The organism is Enterobacter sp. 03-F-07-AD-ECC (assembly GCF_047530935.1).
Taxonomy (GTDB): Bacteria; Pseudomonadota; Gammaproteobacteria; order Enterobacterales; family Enterobacteriaceae; genus Enterobacter; species Enterobacter cloacae.
On sequence record NZ_JBLKBZ010000011.1, the window covers coordinates 1 to 19,205 of the forward strand.

Consider the following 19,205-nt stretch of genomic DNA (forward strand, 5'->3'; position numbering starts at 1 on the left):
GCGTTTCCTGCAGGCCGGGGCGAGGCGCATGGATGCGCCGAGAGGGCGGCTTTACAGGGACGTTACATCCGCCCGTCCCCGATAAGCCGGAAGGAATAAACCGAAGGCACCGCGAAGCGGCGATTTACCGCCGGGAGCCCGGGTTGCCAGGGTGGTGGCGACTGAGCCACCCTGGCACGTTCACGGGTCATGTTGTTACAGAGCTGCAAGGAACGTAAAGTGAACGGAATTACCTCTACAGCCATATGTTCCCCCTCACCCCAGCCCTCTCCCTCAAGGGAGAGGGAGTCCTCCGTGCAGGTATTATTTTGTGGGGAACCCTCAGCCCTGTGGGAGAGGGCCGGGGTGAGGGCACCAGACCGCACCTAACCCTTAATCGGTGAGTTGCGGCGCTTGCGCGGTGGGTGGAAGTGCCGCCAGTGTGGATCCTGCGCTGCGGCCAGCAGTTCGTGGTCGCCACGGGTATCCCCCCAGGCGCGCAGGTGGTACTCGTTCAGATTGCCATACACCTTTTCCAGTCTGGCGACTTTCTGGGCGCAGCGGCAGTTGTTGCCGGTAATGCGCCCGGTCAGCTTACCGTCTTTCACTTCCAGTTGTGTGCCAATCAGCTTGATGCCAAGCTTGTCAGCCCACGGCTGGAGCACCAGTGCCGGAGAGGCGGAACAGATGGTCACTTCCGCGCCAGAGTTCACCTCCGCCGCCACCGCCAGCACCCCCTCGGGGCGCATCAGCTTGTTCCAGTATTTTTCGCAAAACGCTTCCGCCTGCTGACGTAACCAGTGTTCATCCACCCCCGTCAGGAACGTTTTGATCAGCACCTCTTTTAGCTCATCACGCGTTAGCTTGCGGCGCACGCAGTGGAGCGTCGGCAATGCCATACGCACCAGTCGTCCCGCGAAGTAACGTTTCCCGAAGGCAAAACGCAGGAAAGGGATGAAGCTATCGTGGTGTGTTAACGTTCCATCAAAGTCGAAGACAGAGAGCACGTTAGATTTGGCCACGGTCTCGTCGGCAATCATATTGGTCATAAATACGTCTTAGCTGAAATACACATTCTGCTCGTTAGTTTACCTGCTTTGGTGCCACAGTCCTTAAACCTCACGCTTTTTTTCTCATTCTTGTGGCCTGAGCCACTCAGATAATGTCATCCACCACGCCACCGTCGACGCGCAACGCCGCGCCAGACGTGGCGGAGGCCTGCGCTGAGCAGACATAGACCACCATATTGGCGACCTCTTCAACCGTGGCCGCTCGCTGGATCACCGAGCTGGGGCGGTTGGCCATCACAAACTCTTTTGCCAGCTGTTCCAGCGATTTACCGGTCTTCTCGATCTCGTCTTTCATCATCTCTGCGAATCCGTCAGACATCGTCGGCCCCGGCAATACGCTGTTGACCGTCACGCCGCTACCCGCCACGAACTTCGCCAGCCCGCGTGCCAGCGAGAGCTGTGCCGTTTTGGTCACGCCGTAGTGGATCATGTCCGCCGGGATATTGCAGGCCGACTCGGAGGAGATAAATACCACGCGGCCCCAGCCTTTCTTCACCATGCCGGGAAGCAGTGCGCGGGAGAGACGCACGCCGGACATCACGTTGGTCTGCCAGTAACGTTCCCAGGTGTCATCGTCGGTGGCATAGAAATCCTGCGGCCCGTAAATCCCGGCATTGTTGACCAGAATGTCCACGTTATTCGCCACCTTCAGCAGCGACTCGACCCCTTCCGGCGTGCTGAGATCGGCTATCGCGGCACGCACCTGCACGCCCGGCACCACCTGCTGCAGCTGCTGAATACCTTTATTCACCGACTCGGTACTGCGGCCATTGACGATCACTTCCGCACCGCTTTCTGCCAACCCTCTGGCAATGGCGAAGCCAATTCCACCCGTTGAGGCGGTGACCAGCGCCACTTTCCCCGTAAAGTCGATTTTCATCATCTGCTCCTTATCGTTTTAACGTTCGGACCTTAAAGCGTAGCAGGTGACGATGACGGCTCCTGGCTAAAAAGGCGCAATAGCGTCTCAACCTGTTCGTCCAGCGGGCTAAGCGAGCGCTTCACAATCAGGTGCAGCGGCGTGGCTCGCCGCACGCCATGGCTGAGCGGCAGCATCTTCAGTACCCCTTGTTCCAGCTGAGTCTGAATGCGCTCCTCCGGCAGCCAGCCGTAACCCACCTGCGACATCACCGCCTCAATGGCCGCGTCAATGGTGGAAAAGGTCCACGAGCCACTGGCGGAGTGCGCCGCGGTCTGGTTGTCCGCAATTTTAATCAGCGGCCACGGGCGGAGCATGTCGTCGTTCAGCGGCGCGTCGAGCTGAAAGAGCGGATGCTGATGATGGGCCACGGCAACAAAGTCGATATTCATCAGCCATTCGCCAAGCCCGGTCATATCCTGGCGGCGGGTTAAGACCATCACATCGGCTTCATCATTGATGGCATCGGCGCGGGTATTTTCCAGCACTTCGGTGAGACGGACCTGAGTCTGCGGATACTGCTGCTGGAACTGACGCAGGATGGCAAACAGACGACGGCGGGGGAAGATATTGTCCACCACCAGATCCAGCCGCGTGCGCATTCCGTTACGCAGGGTAAGCGCGCGTGTCTCAACGTACGCGAAGGCTTTCAGCAGCGGTTTGACCTGGTTGAGCAGCAGTTCCCCGGCAGGGGTCAACACCGCCCGACGGCCTTCCTGCACCAGAAGCGCCACCCCCAGCCGTTCCTGCAGTAGCGCCAGGTTATAGCTGACGGAAGACTGGCTGCGGTGCGTTTCTTCCGCGGCTCTGGCAAAACTGCCCGCATCCACCACCTTCTCCAGCAAGGACCATTGTTCGAGCGTCGTCTTGTGCATAATTAATCTAAAATTTGGATGAATTTGATTCAAACATAGCGTTATTCATTCATTTTTTGAAGGGGTAGGATCGTCTCATCAAAACAAAGGAGACATTATATGAGCACCTTCGACAAACACGACTTAAGCGGCTTCATCGGCAAACATCTGGTTTATACCTACGATAATGGCTGGAACTACGAGATTTATATCAAAAATGAAAATACCATCGACTACCGTATTCACAGCGGCCTGGTGGGGAATCGTTGGGTAAAAGATCAGCAGGTGTATGTTGTTCGCGTAGGTGAGAGTATTTATAAAATTTCCTGGACTGAACCCACCGGCACCGACGTTAGCCTGATTGTGAACCTTGGGGACAAACTGTTCCATGGCACTATCTTCTTCCCGCGTTGGGTCATGAACAACCCGGAAAAAACCGTCTGCTTCCAGAACGATCACATTCCACTGATGAACAGCTATCGCGATGCAGGTCCGGCCTATCCAACAGAAGTGATTGATGAATTTGCCACCATTACCTTCGTGCGCGACTGTGGGGCCAACGATGACAGCGTAATTGCGTGTGCGGCCAGTGAATTGCCCGCTGACTTCCCAAATAATTTAAAATAAGCGCGACAATTAACTAAAAAGAAAAGTTCCCGGTTATTTCTGTTTTTAAAGAAATAACCGGGATTTTTTTTGTTTGTTGAGCTTTGGTTTAAACGTTACATTTTGAAAAAATTGAGTGCTGTCACAAAATAAATAATTCATAATTTTATAACTTTATGTTTTTAAAGATATTTATATTCATATGAAAACATTTTAATTTCCTCTCTTAATTTTTCCCTAAGAAATGAGCGCTACCTTGATATGAGTTTATGAACCGTTGAAATAAACGGTCCGCTAATTGGTTAATATCAAAAGCATGCCATTCTTATTGCAAGGAAATTAATGATGAGTGATTTTTTGCCTTTTTCCCGCCCCTCAATGGGTAATGAGGAAATCGCGGCGTTGCAGGAGGTATTAACCTCTGGCTGGATCACGACCGGGCCGAAAAATCAGGCGCTGGAAGAGGCATTTTGTCAGCTGACCGGGAATCACCACGCCATTGCCGTCAGTTCGGCAACGGCCGGGATGCACGTCACCCTGATGGCGCTGGGTATTGGCCCTGGCGATGACGTCATCACCCCCTCCCTGACCTGGGTCTCCACGCTGAATATGATCGTTCTGCTGGGGGCAAACCCGGTGATGATCGATGTGGACAAAGATACCCTGATGGTCACCCCGGACGCGGTAGACGCCGCGATTACGCCGCGTACCAAAGCGATTATCCCGGTGCATTACGCCGGTGCGCCGTGTGATATCGATGCTATCCGCGCGGTGGGGGAACGTCACGGTATTCCGGTGATCGAAGATGCGGCACACGCCGCGGGCACGTACTACAAAGACCGTCACGTGGGCTGGCAGGGCACGGCAATTTTCTCCTTCCACGCCATTAAAAATATGACCTGCGCCGAGGGCGGTCTGGTGGTGACGGATGACGAACAGCTGGCACAAAAAATCCGCAGCCTGAAATTCCACGGTCTGGGCGTCGATGCCTATGACCGCCAGACCCACGGCCGCGCGCCGCAGGCCGAAGTGATCGCGCCCGGCTTTAAATACAACCTCGCGGATATCAACGCCGCGCTGGCGCTGGTGCAGTTGGGCAAACTGAAACAGGCCAATAAACGCCGTCAGGACATCGCCGAACGCTACCTGTGCGAGCTGGCCGACACGCCGTTCCAGCCGCTCACTATTCCATCATGGCCGCATGTGCACGCCTGGCACCTGTTTATTATTCGCGTGGATGAAGCCCGCTGCGGGATCTCCCGCGATAACCTGATGGCGGCCCTGAAGGAGAAGGGCATCGGCACTGGCCTGCATTTCCGCGCGGCACACACCCAAAAATACTACCGCGAGCGTTTTCCTGATGTATCGCTCCCGCATTCTGAATGGAACAGCGCGCGTATTTGTTCTCTCCCACTTTTCCCGGACATGACTCATGACGACACAACCCGCGTCATTACCGCGCTCCATCAGCTTGCAGGACATTGATATGTTCAGTGCGCCGCCTGTACAAAAAGTTTCTGTGGTGATCCCCGTTTATAACGAGCAGGAGAGCCTGCCCGAACTGATCCGCCGCACCACCGCCGCCTGCGAGACGCTGGGCAAAGCCTACGAAATCCTGCTGGTGGATGACGGCAGCAGCGATAACTCCGCCCTGATGTTGACCGAGGCTGCGCAGGCCGAAGGCAGCCATATCGTCGCGGTGCTGCTTAACCGCAACTATGGCCAGCACTCGGCCATTATGGCCGGGTTCAGCCACGTGACGGGGGATTTGGTCATCACGCTGGATGCCGATCTGCAAAACCCGCCGGAGGAGATCCCCCGGCTGGTCGCCAAAGCCGACGAAGGGTACGACGTGGTGGGTACGGTACGGCAGAATCGTCAGGATAGCCTGTTCCGCAAGCTAGCTTCCCGCACCATCAACCGCCTGATCCAGCGCACCACCGGCAAAGCGATGGGCGATTACGGCTGCATGCTGCGCGCCTATCGCCGCCATATTGTCGACGCCATGCTGCACTGCCATGAACGCAGCACCTTCATTCCGATTCTGGCGAATACCTTTGCCCGTAAGGCGACGGAGATCCCGGTGCTGCACGCCGAGCGTGAGCACGGGGAGTCCAAGTACAGCTTTATGCGTCTTATCAACCTGATGTACGACCTCATCACCTGCCTGACCACCACGCCGCTGCGCCTGCTGAGCGTCTTTGGCAGCATTATCGCGCTGGCCGGGTTCACGCTTTCCGTTTTGCTGGTCGTCCTGCGTCTGGTCTTTGGCCCCCAGTGGGCGGCGGAAGGGGTCTTCATGCTCTTTGCCGTGCTGTTCATGTTCATCGGCGCCCAGTTTGTCGGGATGGGCCTGCTCGGTGAGTACATTGGCCGTATCTATAACGATGTTCGCGCACGTCCGCGCTACTTTATTCAACGTGTTGTCCGCCAGGAACACAAAGTCTCTCAAGAGGAAAAACACCCATGAAAGCTGTTGTCTTTGCCTATCACGATATGGGGTGCGCGGGCCTGCTTGCCCTGCTTGAAGCGGGTTATGATATCGCTGCCATCTTCACGCATCCGGACGCCGCAGGCGAGAATAACTTCTTTGGCTCCGTGGCGCGTATCGCCGCCGAGCGCGGCATTCCGGTCTACGCGCCGGACGATATCAACCACCCGCTGTGGGTGGATCGCATTCGCGACACCGCCCCGGATGTCATCTTCTCGTTCTACTACCGCAACCTGATTTGCGACGATATTTTACGTCTGGCGACGAAAGGGGCATTTAACCTTCACGGCTCATTGCTGCCCGCCTACCGTGGCCGCGCGCCGCTGAACTGGGTGCTGGTGAATGGCGAAACTGAAACCGGCGTGACCCTGCACCGCATGGTGCACCGCGCGGATGCGGGCGCCATCATCGCGCAGCAGCGTGTTGCCATTGATGCGGATGAGACGGCGCTGCAGCTTCATCAGAAACTCTGCTCGGTGGCACAAAGCCTGCTGCGCGATGCACTGCCGACCATCCTGAACGGCACCTTCAGCGAGACCGCTCAGGACGAGAGCAAGGCGAGTTGTTTTGGCCGCCGCACGCCGGAAGACGGCCGTCTGGACTGGAACAAGCCCGCCCGCCAGTTGCACAACCTGGTGCGCGCGGTGACCGACCCCTGGCCGGGGGCGTATAGCTTTGCCGGCGTCAGCAAATTCATCGTCTGGAAATCCCGCGTGCGCGACGATGTCCCGGCCGCGAAACCGGGCACCATCGTCTCTGTCTCTCCGCTGATTGTCAGCTGCGGCGAGCAGGCGCTGGAGATCGTGACCGGTCAGACCGACAACGGCGTTTATGTGCAGGGCGCGCAGCTGGCGCAGTCTCTGGGGCTGGTTCCCGGCGCCTTGATCACCAGCGCCCCGGTGGTGGCAATTAAGCGCCGCACCCGCGTGCTGATCCTCGGCGTGAACGGTTTTATTGGTAACCACCTGACCGAGCGTCTGCTGAAAGACGATAACTACGAAATTTATGGCCTCGACATTGGCTCCGATGCCATCAGCCGTTTCCTTGACTGCCCGCGCTTCCATTTCGTGGAAGGGGATATCAGCATCCACTCCGAGTGGATCGAGTACCACATCAAAAAATGCGACGTGGTGCTGCCGCTGGTCGCCATTGCCACGCCGATTGAGTACACCCGCAACCCGCTGCGCGTATTCGAGCTGGACTTTGAAGAGAACCTGAAGATTATCCGCGACTGCGTGAAATACGATAAGCGCATCATCTTCCCGTCCACCTCCGAAGTGTACGGCATGTGTACCGATAAAAACTTCGATGAAGATACCTCTAACCTGGTGGTCGGGCCGATCAACAAGCAGCGCTGGATTTACTCCGTCTCTAAACAGCTGCTGGACCGCGTGATTTGGGCCTACGGCGAGAAAGAAGGGCTGCGCTTTACCCTGTTCCGGCCGTTCAACTGGATGGGGCCACGTCTGGATAACCTGAACGCGGCGCGCATTGGTAGTTCCCGCGCCATTACCCAGCTGATCCTGAACCTGGTGGAAGGCTCGCCCATTAAGCTCATTGAAGGCGGTAAACAAAAACGCTGCTTCACCGACATTAGCGACGGCATCGAAGCCCTGTTCCGCATCATTGAAAACAAGGATGGCCGCTGCAACGGGGAGATCATCAACATCGGCAACCCGGATAACGAAGCGAGCATTCGTGAACTGGCCGAAATGCTGCTGGCAAGCTTCGAGCGCCATCCGCTACGTAACCAGTTCCCGCCGTTTGCAGGATTCCGCGAAGTGGAAAGCAGCAGCTACTATGGCAAAGGCTACCAGGACGTTGAGCACCGCAAGCCGAGCATTCGCAATGCGAAGCGCTGCCTGAACTGGACGCCAACGGTGAAGATGGAGCAGACCATTGATGAGACGCTCGATTTCTTCCTGCGCACCGTGGAGCTGTCGGAACAGGCCTCATGAAAAAAGTCGGTTTACGCATTGATGTCGATACCTTCAGGGGAACGCGTGACGGCGTTCCCGGACTGCTGAGGCTGCTGAGCAAGCACGATGTGCGTGCCAGCATCTTCTTCAGCGTGGGGCCAGACAACATGGGACGTCATTTATGGCGTCTGGTTAAACCGGCATTTCTGTTCAAAATGCTGCGCTCGCGCGCAGCATCGCTCTACGGCTGGGATATTTTGCTGGCCGGTACCGCATGGCCCGGCAGGCGTATCGGCGCGGGTAACGAAGCCATCATCCGTGAAGCGGCGCAGCACCATGAGGTCGGCCTGCATGCCTGGGATCACCATGCCTGGCAGGCCTGGGCGGGCGTCTGGGACATTCCTCGCCTGGCCCGGGAAATCGAGCGTGGTCTGCGGGAGCTGGAGGCCATTATCGGGCAGTCGGTGCGTTGCTCCGCCGTGGCTGGATGGCGTGCGGATCAACGCGTCGTGAAAGCCAAAGAGCCGTTCGCGTTTCGCTACAACAGCGATTGCCGGGGCAGCGGACCATTTTTACCGCAGCTCGGTGAAAGCCGCGTTGGCACGGTGCAAATCCCGGTCACCCTGCCCACCTGGGATGAAGTGGTGGGGCGCGAGGTGACCGCCGACGGCTTCAACCGCTACATTCTGGACCGTATACATCGCGACACTGGCACGCCGGTCTACACCATCCACGCCGAGGTGGAAGGGATTGCGTATCAGCATGATTTCGATGCGCTGTTGACGCTGGCGGCGCAGGAGGGGATTCAGTTCTGCCCGTTGATCGACCTGCTGCCAGACGATCTCAGTACGCTGCCCGTCGGCAAAATTGTGCGAAGTGAAATGGCTGGCCGGGAAGGCTGGCTTGGCTATCAACAAACCGTGAGTCCGGTACCATGAAAGTCGCCCGTTATGGCTTAGGGCTTTTCGCCCTGTTTATTGTTTACTATCTCATTCCGGTTGATATCCGTCTGTTATGGCAGCCTGATGAAACGCGCTATGCGGAAATCAGCCGTGAAATGCTCGCCTCCGGCAACTGGATTGTGCCGCATTTTCTGGGGCTGCGTTACTTTGAAAAGCCGATTGCTGGCTACTGGGTCAACAGCCTCGGGCAACTGCTGTTTGGCCATACAAACTTTGCCGTGCGCGCCGGGGCCATCTTTTCCACCGGCCTGACGGCGCTACTGGTTATCTGGATGGCCTGGCAACTCTGGCGCGATAAACGCGTTGCCCTGTTCTCCGGCCTTATCTTCCTGACGCTGTTTCTGGTCTATGGCATTGGCACCTATGCCGTGCTCGACCCCATCATCTCCCTGTGGCTGGCGGCGGCGATGTGCAGTTTCTGGCTGGCCTCGCAGGCGCAGACCCTGACTGGCAAAGCGGGGGGCTACATCGTGTTGGGGCTGGCCTGCGGCATGGGGGTGATGACCAAAGGCTTTCTCGCTCTGGCGGTGCCGGTCCTTGGCGTCCTGCCGTGGGTGATTGTCCAAAAGCGCTGGAAAGAGGTGCTGAGTTTTGGCGGGCTTGCGATCCTGAGCTGCGTGCTTATTGTCTTGCCCTGGGGGCTGGCGATTGCCCAGCGTGAACCCGATTTCTGGCGCTACTTCTTCTGGGTTGAACACATTCAGCGTTTTGCCCAAAGCGACGCCCAGCACAAAGCCCCGTTCTGGTATTACCTGCCATTCCTGGTCGCGGGCAGTCTGCCGTGGCTGGCGCTGTTGCCCGGTGCGCTGCGTCTGGGCTGGCGTGAAAAACATCCGGCAGGCGGCGGGCTTTATCTGCTCGGTTGGGTGGTGATGCCGCTTTTATTCTTCAGCATTGCCAAAGGCAAGCTGCCTACCTACATCCTGCCGTGTTTTGCCCCGCTGGCGATCCTGATGGCGCGCTATGCCTGCCTCGCTGCGGAAAAGGGGGCCAGCGTGTTACGCATCAATGCCGGGATCAACCTGGCGTTCGGTACCCTCGGTGTCATCGCGGCGTTAGTCGTGTCGCCGTGGGGGCTGGCTAAGCACCCGGTCTGGACGTCGGTCGAGCTGTATAAAGTCTTCTGCGCGGTGGTGGCCTTCCTCGTCTGGGCCGTGGTGGGCTGGTTTAGCTTCAGACGGAGCCAGCAGCGCTGGTGGCTGGCGGCGCTGTGCCCTGCCGGGCTGGCGTTGCTGATTGGTTTTGCCATTCCCAACCTGGTGGTGGACTCCAAACAGCCACAGTCGCTGGTGGATACCGTGCGCGACCCGCTCCAGCAGAGCCGGTTCGTGCTGGCCGATAACGTCGGCGTGGCGGCAGGGCTGGCGTGGGAGCTTAAACGTAATGACATCATCATGTTTGGTCAGAGCGGTGAGCTGCGTTACGGGCTGGATTATCCGGACGTGAAAGACCGCTTTATCACTAAAGATGACTTTGCGCAGTGGCTGGCGAGGCATCGCCAGCAGGGGAGCGTGTCGCTGGTGATCCTGCTGTCGAAGAACGACGATCTGAACCGGGATAACCTGCCAAAGCCGGACTACCTGTATATCCAGGGGCGGCTGGCTTACCTGCAGTATCTGCCGCAATGATGACCTGGCTTTGGCTGGTGCTGGCAAGCCTGCTGACCTGCGCGGGACAGCTCTGTCAGAAGCAAGCGACCCGTCCGGCGAAAACCGGGCGGCGTGGTGCCCATATTGTGCTCTGGCTGGGGCTCGCCTTGCTGGCGCTGGGCTGCGGCATGCTGGTCTGGCTGGTGGTATTGCAGCGTCTTCCCGTCGGGGTCGCCTATCCCATGCTGAGCCTTAATTTTGTCTGGGTGACGCTGGCGGCGAAGGGGCTCTGGCATGAGAAGGTGGCCCGACATCACTGGCTGGGCGTAGGGTTGATTATGATCGGGATTGTTCTGCTGGGAGGAAGCCTGTGAAAGGGGCGTGCTGGGCGTTATGCAGCGTGGCGTTAGTCAGTGCCGCGCAGTTGCTGCTGCGCAGCGCCATGCAGGCGCTTCCGCCCGTCGGCGAGGCGCTGGCATTTTTCAGGGCTCTCTGGCATTTTTCGTCCGGTACCGGCGCGCTGCTGCTGGGGCTGATGGGCTATGTGGCCTCTATGGGCTGCTGGTATCTGGCGCTGCATCGCATGGCGCTCAGCAAAGCGTACGCCTTGCTGAGCCTCAGTTATATTCTGGTGTGGGGCGCGGCGATCCTGCTGCCCGGCTGGGGCGAGTCGTTCTCGTGGCAGGGGCTGGCGGGTGTCGGGTTGATTATGCTGGGCGTGCTGGTGATATTCCTGCCCCGGACATCTCGTGGTGAAAAATCACCCCGGGGGTAAGGGTGAACGGAGTGGGCGTGCAGACGGCGAGACTCAGCGAGCCAAACTGAAGCTGGCTGACCGAGTGGACCTCAGAGGTACTGTCGATGCTGACAATCTGCCAGGCGCTGCCGCCTCGTTGCTTTACAATCGCCTCTTTACGCGTCCAGATCCCCCAGAAAGCCGGGAGCTTCGCCTCCTGCGCTTCGCGTTCCAGCTCTGCATGTTCCGCCACGCTGAAAACCGCGTTCGCCAGTGCCTGCCAGTTATCACGCGGGCGTATCACTTCGATATCGCAGCCTACTTCACCTTCATCGCTCACCAGCAGGGCAATGTCGTCCCCGCTGTGGCTCAGGTTAAACCAGAGCCGATGATCTTTCGCAAAGGCGGGTTTTCCCTGTTCACCGTACACGATATCGGGCAGCGGAGACGGGGATAATGTCCGGGCGAGCAGCGTCCTGCCTGCCAGCCAGGAACGGTTTCGCGCACCCTGAGGTGCCATATCTGCGAGCGTTGACGCCAGCGGGTCCGCGCAAAGAGTGGAGATTTTTCCCAGTATAAACTGGTAAATAGTTACGCCCAGCGTTTGATAATGATTGAGGTATTGATGCCGCCAAACGCGAAGTTATTGCTTTGCAGATACTCGCAGTCAATCTGACGGGCTTCCCCCATAATATAATCTAAAGCACCACATTGCTCATCCGGTTGTCTTAAATTGAGCGTCGGGGCAAACCAGCCTTCACGCATCATCTGCACGCTCATCCACGCTTCCAGCGCACCGCAGGCACCTAACGTATGGCCAAAATAGCTCTTCAGCGAGGAGAGGGGGACCCTGTCGCCAAAGATGGCCGCAGTGGCCTGGCTTTCGGCGATATCACCCCGATCGGTGGCGGTGCCGTGGGCGGAAATATACCCGATGTCCGTGGCGCCTAAACCAGCCATTGCCAGCGATTGCTCCATGCAAATCTGCATGGTTTCACGCTGCGGCTGGGTGATATGCGCTGCATCGCAGTTGGTGGCAAAGCCCACGATTTCGCCGTAGATGGTCGCCCCGCGCGCTTTGGCATGTTCCAGCTCTTCCAGAATCAGTGTGCCTGCCCCTTCGCCGATGACCAGACCATCGCGCGCGGTATCGAAGGGCGACGGCGTGGTTTTCGGCGCGTCGTTGCGCTGGCTGGTGGCGAACAGCGTATCAAATACCGCCGCCTCTGAAGGACAAAGCTCCTCGGCGCCCCCGGCGACCATAACGGTCTGATAACCATGGCGAATGGCCTCCCAGGCGTAACCAATCGCCTGGCTGCCGGAAGTACAGGCACTCGACGTGGGAATGACGCGTCCCCGCAAACCAAAGAACAGGCCGGTATTGACCGCAGTGGTGTGCGGCATCATCTGCACATAGGTGGTGCCGGTGATGTTATTGGTGTGTTTTTCCATCAGCATGGAGGCAAAATCGCTTACCGGGCCCGTGCTGCCCGTGGACGACCCATAGGCGATGCCGGTTTGCCCCTGCGTCAGTACCGGGTCATCGATCAGGCCCGCCTGCTCAAGCGCCTGTTCGGTGGCGCGGGTGGAGAGCAGCGACACGCGGCCCATGGCGCGAATGCGCTTGCGGGTATAGTGTGCCGGAAGGGTGAAATCCTCGATGGGGGCGGCCAGCAGCGTTTGCAGACCGGCATACTCTTGCCACTCCGTCATGGTGCGCACGGCGTTTTCGTAGCCGAGCAGCCGCTGTGAAATGGTCGGCCAGTCCTCGCCAAAGGCGGTCACGCCTCCCATTCCCGTAATCACCACCCGACGCGTCATAACATCCCCCCGTTGATCGAGATCACCTGGCGTGTCACATAGCCTGCCCGGTCCGACATCAGATAACTCGCCAGACCGGCCACCTCGTCCGCCTGACCCATGCGCTGCATCGGGATCATGGACATGGCATCTTTCAGCGCGGCCTCTTCCATCTCGATCATGCCGGTATCAATCAGCCCTGGCGCGATGCAGTTGACGGTAATTTTGCGTTTTGCCAGTTCAATGGCCAGCGCTTTGGTGGCGCCGATGATACCGGCCTTGGCGGCACTGTAGTTCACCTGTCCGCGGTTGCCCATCACGCCTGACACGGACGACAGGGTGATAATCCGCCCGCCCTTGCGGGTTGCGATCATCGGCATGATGCAGGGATGAATAACGTTATAAAAACTGTCGAGGTTGGTGTGGATGACGCTATCCCAGTCCTCGTCGCTGAGCGCCGGAAACGCGCCATCGCGGGTTATCCCGGCATTGTTGACCACGCCATACCATGCGCCAAAGGTGCTGATTTCCTGTTCCAGAACCTCGCGGCACTGCTCGCGGTTGCCCACGTCAAAGGTCAGTAAACGACCCGTTCCGCCAGCCTGAACAATGGCCTCCAGCGTCTCATGCGCCCCATCAGCATCGCGATGGTAATGCACGCCTACGGTGAAACCGTCAGCGGCAAGCTGACAGGCGATGGCGCGGCCAATGCCTTTGCTGGCGCCCGTGACCAGTACGGAACGTGTCATGATGAAGCTCCCTGAGAGAAAAGTGAGGTTAATTCGTCCTCGCTGGGCTGGAACGTATTCACACGGCCCGTGGCAAGGGGGGCGTTATCCGTCTGGATTGTGCATTCAAAGCTGCCAAAGCGTTCGTCCTGCATCAGGCGCTCAATGGTAATGGTTAACGTAGTGCCTGCAGCAAAGCGGCCCGTGCTGCACACCAGCTCGCGCGCGCCCAGCACCATGCCCAGCGGGCTGTGGGGCAGGCCTTTTTGCAGACGGTGCCATTCAGACCAGACGCCCACGGTCTGGGCCATCAGTTCCAGCGCAAACCAGCCCGGCAGATCGCCGTCAACGTTCAGGAACGGCGCAAGCACACCGTGCCCGTCGACCGTGACGCTGCACACCGCGCTGCTGTCGGTGACACGCTCAACGCGCTCCAGCAGCATCATCGGTGCGTCGTGGGGCAGGTAGTCGGCGGGGGATAAATAACTCATGACACTCTCCCCAGCAGAAGGCTGGCGTTGTTACCGCCAAAGGCGAATGAGTTCGATAAAATCACCGGTTTTGTCAGCGGCGCACGCTGATGCAGCAGGCCGCAAGGCGGCAGCGTGTCGTCCGGCGCGTAGCGGGAAAAATCCTGCGGCGGCAGCGGCAGGTCACGGGTCAGGATCAGCCAGCTTAATGCGGCTTCAGTGATCCCGGCCGCGCCAAGCGTATGGCCGGTGAGGTGTTTGGTGGAGCTGCACGGTACCCGGTCGCCAAAGAGGGCGTTAATCACGTGCGCCTCAATCCGATCGTTGAGGGGAGTGGCGGTGCCGTGCAAATTAATATAGCCCACGTCATCTGCCGTCATGCCTGCCTCCTTCAGCGCCTGGGTAATGGCGCGAATGGCGCCTTCTCCCTCGGGATGTGGGGCAGAGATATGGTACGCATCGCTCGATTCACCCGCCCCCAGCAGCGCAACCTGATCCGGTTCGCGCGTCAGCACCATAAGGGCCGCCGCTTCACCGATGGTGATCCCCCGGCGGTCTCGGCCAAACGGTTCGCACTGCGTGGGCGAGAGCGATTCAAGGCTGTTAAAACCATTGACCGGCATACGGCTTAAGCTGTCTGCCCCGCCTACAAGGGCGACGTCCACCAGTCCGGCCTCAATCAGACGCTGCCCGCTGATGATCGCCCGGGCGCTGGAGGAGCAGGCAGTCGAAATGGTATACGCCGGGCCATCCAGCTGCAGCCAGTTGGTGAGGAAGCGGGAGGGATCGCCCAGCTCCTGCTGCGGGTACTGCCATTGCGGGCTGCGTTCGCCGTTCAGGGAGAGGCGCACGTACTCATCGCCTTCATCCAGCCCTGAGGTGCTGGTGCCCAGCACCACCGCCACGCGGTCGCGGCCCACGCGGGCGATGGCTGCCTCAACGGCAGGCTGAATCTGTGCCAGCGCCGCCAGCAACAGCTGATTATTACGGCTGCGGTGTGCTGCCAGGCTATCCGGTATCGGCGGCAGTTCACCCTCAACGCCGCCCAGCATGGCATCAGGTAATCCTTGCAGCCATCCGGCGCGATGACGCATACCCGGCGCAATCCCGGCGTTCAGGTTGGCCGCGATCTCATCGGCCGAGTTGCCCAGCGCGTTGACCATGCCAACAGCGGAAATGTAAATCATCTCAGTCACCCAGATATTGAATGGTGATGTGGTATTTAAAGACGTGCTGCGCAATGCTGATCGGCTCGCGCTTACCGTTGCGTTGCAGGTAGACAATCTCGGTGACCAGCTTGCCGTCAGGGTTACGCAGTTCGCGTCGGGTGCCAGTATCCTTTAGCGTCCATCCCTTCGGCAACTGCGGCTGCCAGGCGCTGAGCGGCCAGTGGCTGAGCATCACATCCGCCAGCACCTGGCTGGCGGGCGGTAGCTGGGGCATAACGACCGACTGCTCGGTATGGATCCCGGTGTTGTCATAGGTCGCGAGAAACAGGCGGATCCCCACCGACGAGAGCCCGGCAAGCGTCACTTTTTGCCCGTCAGCGTTCAGCAGAACCAGCAGCGACTGAGTCTGACCGTTAAACCGGCCGGTCAGCAGCTGCTGAGAACGGATGGCTGGCGTAATGCCCGGCGGTGGCAGCGTCACCTGCGTGCCCGGCTGAAGCCAGGCCTGCGGGCGAGTTTCTTCAGTATCGGTCGAATGGCTGCAGCCTGCCAGCAGCAGCGTCGCAGCCAGCGCGGCGGCGCGGTAAAAAGCGTTCATTATGGTTTTCTCTCGTTCCTGGCCGGCATCGCCAGCGGGGCCAGCAGGAAGGCGGTGAAAATACCGCTTACCAGCACAATTCCAAAGCTGCTGATGGCCTGCGTCGCGCTGAACACCAGCATGCCCAGCGTCAGCAGCGTGGTCATCATCGCCAGGGTGATAGCCAGCATCGACGTCAGCGGCGTGCCGCGCGGGTTGCTGAAAAACAGCGTGTAGTTGATGCCAATGCCGAGCACCAGCACCAGCGCCAGCAGTGAAAACAGATTGACGGAATGCCCGGCGACGGCCAGCGCCGCCAGCCCACAACTGAGCGACAGTACCGACGGCACCAGGCTGATAAGCCCCTGACGCCAGCCAAGTCGGATTATGGCGCCGCAGGCAATCGCCGCCAGCGCTACGCACAGTAGCCCCGTCAGCAGGGTGCGGTAGAGGGCAAACAGGCTGTCAAAACTGGCCTTACGATCGATCCAGACGACCCCTTCATGCTGTGCCGCCCGTTCACTTAGCGCCGTACTGTTTTTGACGCCGTCCACCGGGACGAGCACGCCGCTTTCGCCGCCCGGCAGGGTCAGCCAGAGCAGACGCCAGCCTTCGCTGGCCGGGCTGGCAAGCCAGGCGTCCACGCTGACAGGCATTGGCGTCAGATCCGGTGAGACGGTGTTCAGTCCGGCGCTGTGCAGCACGTTCATTACCGCAGGCGCAGCGTGGTGCAGCAGCGCCAGATCGCTTTTTTGACGCTTCATGGAGTTCAGCGGCAGGGTTCGCCAGCTTGCCAGCTCACCCGCTTTTTGCGCCTGCGCCAGCGCAGGGGTAAAGGCCTCCAGCCGCTCCAGCGTCTGCTGGGCTGACGCACCGTAAACCACAAACCATTTCTGATCGACGCGCTGGCCGGTCAGGGCGGTAATGGTCTTCTCCTGCGCCAGAATCGTTTTCGGCAGCGCCTGTAGCTGGGCGATATCGTCGTCCACCTTCAGGGTGGCAATACCTGCGGCGGAAAGGAGCGCCAGCGTAACGGGCAGGCCAACCGCGAGTGTTTTATTACGTCGCCAGGCGGTCAGCCAGCGCGACATCGCTCTGCTGGCCGGGACCGGGCGTACCGGCAATCCACGGCACAGCCAGGGGTGCCAGAATATCACCGTCAGGCACGAGGCGCTCAGCCCCACGGCGGCAAACAGCGCCATCTGGCGGATCCCGGGGAAGGGGGCCAGCATCATAATCAGGTACGCCACGACGGTCGTCAGAAGCGCCAGCAGCAGGGCATTACGCACTTTATCCAGACTTTGCCACGGCGAGTTTTCGCCACCGTGCACCAGCCGTTCGGTCAGGTAGTAGAGGGTGTAATCGGCCGAAATACCGATGATGCTCATGCTCATCACCAGCGTCATCAGATGCAGCTCGCCAAAGAACAGCAGGGTGGCGACCGTGCCCGCCAGCGCGCCGATGCCAATGGAAATCGCGCACAGCAGCAGCGGACGCAGGGAGCGGAATGTCGCCACAATCAGCAGGAGTACGCCCAGAAGTGTGGCGACACCCAGCGTGGAGATATCCCGTTTGGCCTGCTGGCTGGCGTAATCGCTGTAAAACACCGTGCCGCGAGACAGCAGTTGCGCCTGTGGGTAATGCGTTTTCAGCGTCGCCTGCAGCGCGTTCAGGGTGGTCACCAGCCGGTGGGTTTGCTGCATATCAAAAGAGGAACCGGCCAGCTCGCCGTGCAGCAGATACCAGTAGTTTCCGGCGTCATCCTGCGTCACCAGCCAGCCGTCCATCAGCCGCAGCTTCTGGCCGTTTTGCGCCAGCGCGAGCTGCGCGCCGCGCATCAGCATTAGCGGATCGTTTTGCAGCTCCTTGCCGCTCACGCCGGAAAAGGCCGAGTAAAGCTGAGATAAAACCCACTGCGCCTGCGCTTCACCGCCGTTTTGCAGGCGGGCGCGGGTGGCGGGGTCAATCATCCCGTTGCGGTGCTGCCAGAAAAACTCGCCCCAGGCTTGTTGCCCGGCGGGGTCAATGGGCCCTTTGACCTCGCTCAGCGCTCCGCTGCGTTGCAGCAGCGTCAGCCACTGCTGCGCCACGCGCGGATCGGGTTTTTTGCCGGGGCTGACCAGCCAGACCAGCTGACGGTCGAGCCGCTGCATAAAGCCGTCGTTGAGCGCCGGTGAGATCGCCCCCAGCGTCTGTGTCGGTAACATGGCCAGCACGCTGCTGTTCAGGCGCGCGCCGGGCAGCAGCGACACCAGCAGGCCCAGCATAATCAGGCATCCCGCGGCCCAAAGCAGCGCCGGGCGCAGCGATTTACGGTGCGGCAAAGCGTTGGCGTTCGTCATCGGTCAGGCTGGCGGGTGTCAGTCGGTGACTGGAGAGGGTGATATCCGTACGGTCGCCCTGTTTGTCGTTAAGACGAATAGACTCCAGAAAGGTCGCACCGCCCAAATCGAGGGTGGTGAAAATGGTGTTCAGCGGCGTCGTGGTGGGCGTGAGCACCAGCGACCAGCGGCCCTCTCCCAGGTCTTGAAAATCGATGCGGAAATTCTCTTCCAGCACCTTGCGGTCGGCCTGGAACAACGCCCGCAGCAGGTGGTTGAACTGGAACATCTGCGGATTATTGTCGGCGGTAATGGTCTGCGGCGGCTGGCCGTTGATGGTCTGCACCATCCGTTTGTCATCCAGCAGCAGCGTCATGGGGAACGGGGCTTTTTGATCCCACAGCAGGCCGCTGTCACGGGCGATCACCATCTCGCCCTGCGAACGCAGCGGCTGCGGCATGTCTTTGATCGTACGAACCTGCTCGAAGTGAGCGCGCACCACGGGCTGTTGCGTAAACCGCTGCTGCAGTTCATCCAGCGTCACGGCACTGACCAGCGGGCTAAACATCAGCGCCAGCAAAGGCAACCATTTCATGGCGTGACTCCCATACGTTCAAACAAGATCCCCGGGCTGACAAAGCACATTTCGCGGGTGGCTGCGTCGACCGCCACCTGGATGGTGTAACCGGTGGTGGTGCGTTTACCGGTCTGCGCGTCGAAGATTTGATAGGCAATGCGCAGGCGGTTTTCATACTCTTCAATCTGCGCCCGGACCCGGATGCGTTGTTCAAAGGTCACCGCATCGCGGTATTTCACCCGCGTATCGACCACCGGCCAGACATAGCCGGAGGCTTTCATCTGGCGATAGCCGTAGTCGAACTGATTGAGCAGCGCTTCGCGGGCTATTTCAAAGTAGCGGAAATAGTTGCCGTGCCAGACCACGCCCATCATGTCGACGTCGTGGAACGGGACGGTGATTTCAACTTCCGTCGTAAAGCGGGGATCGGTCAGCACC

20 protein-coding genes are annotated in these 19,205 nt (G+C 59.4%); 8 read left to right on the forward strand and 12 right to left on the reverse strand.

What is annotated here, in order from left to right; translation table 11 throughout:
• Positions 1–365: 365 nt before the first annotated feature.
• The 3 genes from ACMWKA_RS16425 to ACMWKA_RS16435 form a co-directional block, all read right to left on the reverse strand.
• The gene (locus tag ACMWKA_RS16425; RefSeq protein WP_013099181.1) at positions 366–1,028 is read right to left on the reverse strand and encodes an HAD family hydrolase; all 663 of its coding nucleotides are present in this window, start codon (positions 1,026–1,028) and stop codon (positions 366–368) included.
• A 106-nt stretch (positions 1,029–1,134) separates the two neighbouring features.
• Positions 1,135–1,929, reverse strand: a complete 795-nt coding sequence (locus ACMWKA_RS16430; RefSeq protein ID WP_020687718.1) for an SDR family NAD(P)-dependent oxidoreductase — start codon at positions 1,927–1,929, stop codon at positions 1,135–1,137.
• Between the two features lie 32 nt (positions 1,930–1,961).
• Entirely contained in the window at positions 1,962–2,843 is an 882-nt protein-coding gene (locus ACMWKA_RS16435; protein ID WP_045294878.1) for a LysR family transcriptional regulator, read from the reverse strand.
• Positions 2,844–2,942: 99 nt separating this feature from the next.
• On the opposite strand from ACMWKA_RS16435, the gene ACMWKA_RS16440 reads away from it, so the two are divergent.
• From ACMWKA_RS16440 to arnF, 8 genes are all read left to right on the forward strand, one after another.
• Entirely contained in the window at positions 2,943–3,449 is a 507-nt protein-coding gene (locus ACMWKA_RS16440; RefSeq protein ID WP_029883623.1) for a phenolic acid decarboxylase, read from the forward strand.
• Positions 3,450–3,773: 324 nt separating this feature from the next.
• Positions 3,774–4,913 carry a UDP-4-amino-4-deoxy-L-arabinose aminotransferase gene (gene arnB, locus ACMWKA_RS16445; protein ID WP_062729035.1) on the forward strand — a complete coding sequence of 380 codons (1,140 nt, stop codon included), beginning with the start codon at positions 3,774–3,776 and terminating at the stop codon, positions 4,911–4,913.
• Between the two features lies 1 nt (position 4,914).
• Positions 4,915–5,898, forward strand: coding sequence for an undecaprenyl-phosphate 4-deoxy-4-formamido-L-arabinose transferase (gene arnC, locus ACMWKA_RS16450; protein WP_013099176.1), 984 nt, complete (start codon positions 4,915–4,917; stop codon positions 5,896–5,898).
• Positions 5,895–7,877: a bifunctional UDP-4-amino-4-deoxy-L-arabinose formyltransferase/UDP-glucuronic acid oxidase ArnA gene (arnA, locus tag ACMWKA_RS16455; protein ID WP_013099175.1), complete on the forward strand. Its 1,983-nt coding sequence runs from the start codon at positions 5,895–5,897 to the stop codon at positions 7,875–7,877. The genes arnC and arnA overlap by 4 nt, the downstream gene beginning before the upstream one ends.
• Positions 7,874–8,776 carry a 4-deoxy-4-formamido-L-arabinose-phosphoundecaprenol deformylase gene (gene arnD / locus ACMWKA_RS16460; RefSeq protein ID WP_062729039.1) on the forward strand — a complete coding sequence of 301 codons (903 nt, stop codon included), beginning with the start codon at positions 7,874–7,876 and terminating at the stop codon, positions 8,774–8,776. The genes arnA and arnD overlap by 4 nt, the downstream gene beginning before the upstream one ends.
• Positions 8,773–10,428, forward strand: a complete 1,656-nt coding sequence (arnT, locus tag ACMWKA_RS16465; protein ID WP_062729041.1) for a lipid IV(A) 4-amino-4-deoxy-L-arabinosyltransferase — start codon at positions 8,773–8,775, stop codon at positions 10,426–10,428. The genes arnD and arnT overlap by 4 nt, the downstream gene beginning before the upstream one ends.
• On the forward strand, positions 10,425–10,763 hold the full coding sequence (gene arnE / locus ACMWKA_RS16470) for a 4-amino-4-deoxy-L-arabinose-phosphoundecaprenol flippase subunit ArnE (protein WP_013099172.1): 339 nt from the start codon (positions 10,425–10,427) through the stop codon (positions 10,761–10,763). The genes arnT and arnE overlap by 4 nt, the downstream gene beginning before the upstream one ends.
• The gene (gene arnF, locus ACMWKA_RS16475; protein ID WP_013099171.1) at positions 10,760–11,164 is read left to right on the forward strand and encodes a 4-amino-4-deoxy-L-arabinose-phosphoundecaprenol flippase subunit ArnF; all 405 of its coding nucleotides are present in this window, start codon (positions 10,760–10,762) and stop codon (positions 11,162–11,164) included. Before arnE ends, arnF begins: the two co-directional genes overlap by 4 nt.
• On the opposite strand, the gene acpT is transcribed toward arnF, so the two are convergent.
• From acpT to ACMWKA_RS16520, 9 genes are read right to left on the reverse strand one after another with little or no spacing between them, the layout of a single operon-like run.
• Entirely contained in the window at positions 11,097–11,714 is a 618-nt protein-coding gene (acpT, locus tag ACMWKA_RS16480) for a 4'-phosphopantetheinyl transferase AcpT (RefSeq protein ID WP_047351929.1), read from the reverse strand. The two genes, arnF and acpT, sit on opposite strands and share 68 nt — an antisense overlap.
• Positions 11,715–11,716: 2 nt before the next feature.
• On the reverse strand, positions 11,717–12,946 hold the full coding sequence (locus ACMWKA_RS16485) for a beta-ketoacyl-ACP synthase (protein ID WP_047351930.1): 1,230 nt from the start codon (positions 12,944–12,946) through the stop codon (positions 11,717–11,719).
• Positions 12,943–13,674, reverse strand: a complete 732-nt coding sequence (locus ACMWKA_RS16490; protein ID WP_248766669.1) for a 3-ketoacyl-ACP reductase FabG2 — start codon at positions 13,672–13,674, stop codon at positions 12,943–12,945. Before ACMWKA_RS16490 ends, ACMWKA_RS16485 begins: the two co-directional genes overlap by 4 nt.
• Positions 13,671–14,144 carry a 3-hydroxy-fatty acyl-ACP dehydratase gene (locus ACMWKA_RS16495; protein WP_023620062.1) on the reverse strand — a complete coding sequence of 158 codons (474 nt, stop codon included), beginning with the start codon at positions 14,142–14,144 and terminating at the stop codon, positions 13,671–13,673. Before ACMWKA_RS16495 ends, ACMWKA_RS16490 begins: the two co-directional genes overlap by 4 nt.
• Entirely contained in the window at positions 14,141–15,310 is a 1,170-nt protein-coding gene (locus tag ACMWKA_RS16500) for a beta-ketoacyl-[acyl-carrier-protein] synthase family protein (RefSeq protein WP_058661206.1), read from the reverse strand. The genes ACMWKA_RS16495 and ACMWKA_RS16500 overlap by 4 nt, the downstream gene beginning before the upstream one ends.
• Position 15,311: 1 nt before the next feature.
• Positions 15,312–15,890, reverse strand: coding sequence for a DUF3261 domain-containing protein (locus ACMWKA_RS16505; protein ID WP_057071767.1), 579 nt, complete (start codon positions 15,888–15,890; stop codon positions 15,312–15,314).
• Positions 15,890–18,211, reverse strand: a complete 2,322-nt coding sequence (locus tag ACMWKA_RS16510) for an MMPL family transporter (RefSeq protein WP_373340662.1) — start codon at positions 18,209–18,211, stop codon at positions 15,890–15,892. Before ACMWKA_RS16510 ends, ACMWKA_RS16505 begins: the two co-directional genes overlap by 1 nt.
• Positions 18,180–18,785, reverse strand: a complete 606-nt coding sequence (locus tag ACMWKA_RS16515; RefSeq protein WP_013099163.1) for a LolA family protein — start codon at positions 18,783–18,785, stop codon at positions 18,180–18,182. Before ACMWKA_RS16515 ends, ACMWKA_RS16510 begins: the two co-directional genes overlap by 32 nt.
• Positions 18,782–19,204 carry an acyl-CoA thioesterase gene (locus ACMWKA_RS16520; RefSeq protein ID WP_020687732.1) on the reverse strand — a complete coding sequence of 141 codons (423 nt, stop codon included), beginning with the start codon at positions 19,202–19,204 and terminating at the stop codon, positions 18,782–18,784. The genes ACMWKA_RS16515 and ACMWKA_RS16520 overlap by 4 nt, the downstream gene beginning before the upstream one ends.
• Position 19,205 lies beyond the last annotated feature (1 nt).

What these genes read in the sequence shown, in the direction of transcription:
- ACMWKA_RS16425 (WP_013099181.1), bottom strand. Translation starts at nt 1,028, where the DNA reads ATGACCAATATGATTGCCGACGAGACCGTGGCCAAATCTAACGTGCTC.
- arnA (WP_013099175.1), top strand. Translation starts at nt 5,895, where the DNA reads ATGAAAGCTGTTGTCTTTGCCTATCACGATATGGGGTGCGCGGGCCTG.
- ACMWKA_RS16490 (WP_248766669.1), bottom strand. Translation starts at nt 13,674, where the DNA reads ATGACACGTTCCGTACTGGTCACGGGCGCCAGCAAAGGCATTGGCCGC.
- arnD (WP_062729039.1), top strand. Translation starts at nt 7,874, where the DNA reads ATGAAAAAAGTCGGTTTACGCATTGATGTCGATACCTTCAGGGGAACG.
- ACMWKA_RS16500 (WP_058661206.1), bottom strand. Translation starts at nt 15,310, where the DNA reads ATGATTTACATTTCCGCTGTTGGCATGGTCAACGCGCTGGGCAACTCG.
- ACMWKA_RS16430 (WP_020687718.1), bottom strand. Translation starts at nt 1,929, where the DNA reads ATGAAAATCGACTTTACGGGGAAAGTGGCGCTGGTCACCGCCTCAACG.
- ACMWKA_RS16435 (WP_045294878.1), bottom strand. Translation starts at nt 2,843, where the DNA reads ATGCACAAGACGACGCTCGAACAATGGTCCTTGCTGGAGAAGGTGGTG.
- ACMWKA_RS16505 (WP_057071767.1), bottom strand. Translation starts at nt 15,890, where the DNA reads ATGAACGCTTTTTACCGCGCCGCCGCGCTGGCTGCGACGCTGCTGCTG.
- ACMWKA_RS16485 (WP_047351930.1), bottom strand. Translation starts at nt 12,946, where the DNA reads ATGACGCGTCGGGTGGTGATTACGGGAATGGGAGGCGTGACCGCCTTT.
- ACMWKA_RS16515 (WP_013099163.1), bottom strand. Translation starts at nt 18,785, where the DNA reads ATGAAATGGTTGCCTTTGCTGGCGCTGATGTTTAGCCCGCTGGTCAGT.
- arnT (WP_062729041.1), top strand. Translation starts at nt 8,773, where the DNA reads ATGAAAGTCGCCCGTTATGGCTTAGGGCTTTTCGCCCTGTTTATTGTT.
- arnC (WP_013099176.1), top strand. Translation starts at nt 4,915, where the DNA reads ATGTTCAGTGCGCCGCCTGTACAAAAAGTTTCTGTGGTGATCCCCGTT.
- arnE (WP_013099172.1), top strand. Translation starts at nt 10,425, where the DNA reads ATGATGACCTGGCTTTGGCTGGTGCTGGCAAGCCTGCTGACCTGCGCG.
- ACMWKA_RS16510 (WP_373340662.1), bottom strand. Translation starts at nt 18,211, where the DNA reads ATGACGAACGCCAACGCTTTGCCGCACCGTAAATCGCTGCGCCCGGCG.
- arnB (WP_062729035.1), top strand. Translation starts at nt 3,774, where the DNA reads ATGAGTGATTTTTTGCCTTTTTCCCGCCCCTCAATGGGTAATGAGGAA.
- ACMWKA_RS16440 (WP_029883623.1), top strand. Translation starts at nt 2,943, where the DNA reads ATGAGCACCTTCGACAAACACGACTTAAGCGGCTTCATCGGCAAACAT.
- ACMWKA_RS16495 (WP_023620062.1), bottom strand. Translation starts at nt 14,144, where the DNA reads ATGAGTTATTTATCCCCCGCCGACTACCTGCCCCACGACGCACCGATG.